Origin of the sequence: Mesorhizobium sp. M2A.F.Ca.ET.042.01.1.1 (assembly GCF_003997405.1) — a bacterium.
Lineage (GTDB): Bacteria > Pseudomonadota > Alphaproteobacteria > Rhizobiales > Rhizobiaceae > Mesorhizobium.
The window spans coordinates 1-2338 of sequence record NZ_RZRX01000475.1; the positions used below are offsets into that span (position 1 = coordinate 1).

A 2338-nucleotide genomic window follows, 5' to 3' on the forward strand; every position below is an offset into this window, starting at 1 on the left:
CCCGAGACCCGGAATATTCAGCATGCTCGGTCGGTTCTTCGCCGAACAGCCGCGCACCCGCCTGCATCTCGACTATGAAGCGATCAGCGGGCCGGTGGAGCGGCTGATGGATGGCGAGGCCGATCTCGTTTTCCATCGGGCCAACCCATCCGACCCGCATCTCGAACGGATCGATCTGCGCGAAGTCGCTTTCGTGCCGGTGGTGGCGCCGGGCTTCCTCCCTTTCGAGACCGGGGCCGACGTCACGCCCGAAGCGATGCGACCCTTCACCCAATGCGTGATCCGCGACACGGCGCGGCGTCCCTCATCTGAAAACTTCTTCGTCATCGACGGCGCGCATTCCTGTTCGGTGCCCGACCATATGATGAAGAAGGAGCTGATCCTGCACGGGCTCGCCTGGGGCCATTTGCCGGAGTGGCTGATCGAGGATGAGTTGCGCGACGGACGGCTGATCTCGATCGCCGGCAAGCATATTCCCGGCCGCACCGAGACCGTGGCCGCGGTTCGGCGACGCGACAAGCCGCATGGGCCCGTGGCCGAGGCGCTGTGGCGACACCTTGAGGACAGTCCCAAGCTTTCGGGCTAAGCCTTCCGCTCCCAGCGCCGATCCGGCGTCTGCTGCCAGTAGGTTACGGCGTGGCCGGCTTCCTTCATCGTCTTCCAATGGCCGCGTGCGGCTTCGAGCTGTGCCGCGTCATGGCCATCGAAGAGGAAGACGGCGCGTTCGTAGCCGGAAAGCTCCGGCGGCGTCGCGCCGTCGACCAGGAAGCGGATCTGCGCGGCGTTCTGGTTTCCCTCGCCCGTGGTGAGCAGGACCGGCTGCTCGGCCGGATAGGCCTCGCGGTCGGTGGCATGCGCCAGGAAGGAATCGTCGCGGAAAGTCCACAGATGCTGGTCGAGCGCGTCGCGCCGCTCTTCCGTGCCGGTCTGCACCACCGCGCGCCAGCCGCGCTCGACGCTGCGCTCGAGCAGGCCGGGCAGCGCCTCCTCGAGCGTCGATTCGGTCAAATGGTAGAACAGGATGTCGGCCATCCCCTACCCTTCGTAGTGATCGCGCACAAGCCTATCGAGCAGCCTGACGCCGAAGCCCGAGCCCCAGGACTGGTTGATCTCGCTCGACGGCGCGCCCATCGCGGTGCCGGCGATGTCGAGATGCGCCCAGGGCGTGTCCTTGACGAAACGCTGCAGGAATTGCGCCGCGATGATGGCGCCGCCGTAGCGGCCGCCGATGTTCTTCATGTCGGCATTCTTGGAATCGATCAGCTTGTCGTATTCGGGGCCGAGCGGCATGCGCCAGAGCCGCTCCTGCGACGATTTGCCGGCGCCGAAGAGCCTGCCCGCCAACTCGTCGTTGTTGGAGAACAGGCCGGCATAATGCTGCCCGAGCGCCACCATGATGGCGCCGGTCAGCGTCGCCAGATTGATCATGAATTTCGGCTTGAAGCGGTCGTTGGTGTACCAGAGCGCGTCGGCCAGCACGAGGCGGCCTTCGGCGTCGGTGTTGAGCACCTCGATTGTCTGGCCCGACATCGAGGTGACAATGTCGCCCGGGCGCTGGGCATGGCCGTCGACGGCGTTCTCGACCAGGCCGATGACGCCGACCACATTGGCCTTGGCCTTGCGCGCGGCGAGCGCATGGATCAGCCCGGTGACGGCGGCCGCACCGCCCATGTCGCCCTTCATGTCCTCCATGCCGGAGGCCGGCTTCATCGAATTGCCGCCGGTGTCGAAGGTGACGCCCTTGCCGATGAAGGCCAGCGGCACGTCCTTGGCCTTGCCGCCGCTCCAGCGCATCACCACCAGGCGGGCGCCGCGCGGCGAGCCTTGCGCCACGCCGAGCAGCGAGCCCATGCCGAGCTTCTTCATCTCCTTTTCGGCGAGGATCTCGACCTCGACGCCGAGCGCCTCCAGCGCCTTGACGCGCTCGGCGAAGTCGACAGGCCCCAGCGCATTGGCCGGCTCGTTGACGAGGTCGCGCGCCAGCAGCACGCCGTCGACCACGGCTTCCTCGCCGGCAAAGGCCTTCTTCGCGGCAGCCGGATCGGCGCATTGGATCGTGACCTTGGCGGGCTTCGCCGGCTTCGCGTCGGATTGGCCGTCGTCCTTGTCCTTCCTGGTCTTGTACTTGTCGAAGGCGTAGCTGCGCAGCAGAATGCCGGCGGCGAGGCTCGCCGCCTGGCGGCCGTCGGCCTGCAAGTCCGGCAGATCGAGAATGACAGCCACCTCAGTCGCCTTGCGCAGCGAAGCGGCGACAGCGCCGCCGAGCTTCAGCCAGGCATTGTCGTCGAGGGCCGACACCTTGCCGGCGCCGATCGCCACCAGCCGGTCGACGGACGTT

The 2338-nt window shown here is 66.9% G+C and carries 3 protein-coding genes; 1 reads left to right on the forward strand and 2 read right to left on the reverse strand.

Annotation, left to right across the window (positions count from 1 at the left end; translation table 11 throughout):
• Positions 1-586, forward strand: a 586-nt coding sequence (locus tag EOA23_RS33870) for a substrate-binding domain-containing protein (RefSeq protein ID WP_189341817.1), incomplete at its 5' end; no start/stop codon positions are given.
• Here EOA23_RS33870 and EOA23_RS33875 read toward each other — a convergent pair.
• Positions 583-1032, reverse strand: coding sequence for a DNA polymerase III subunit chi (locus EOA23_RS33875; RefSeq protein WP_126061831.1), 450 nt, complete (start codon positions 1030-1032; stop codon positions 583-585). The genes EOA23_RS33870 and EOA23_RS33875 overlap by 4 nt on opposite strands.
• A gap of 3 nt (positions 1033-1035) precedes the next feature.
• Positions 1036-2338, reverse strand: a 1303-nt coding sequence (locus EOA23_RS33880) for a leucyl aminopeptidase (protein ID WP_127307249.1), incomplete at its 5' end; no start/stop codon positions are given.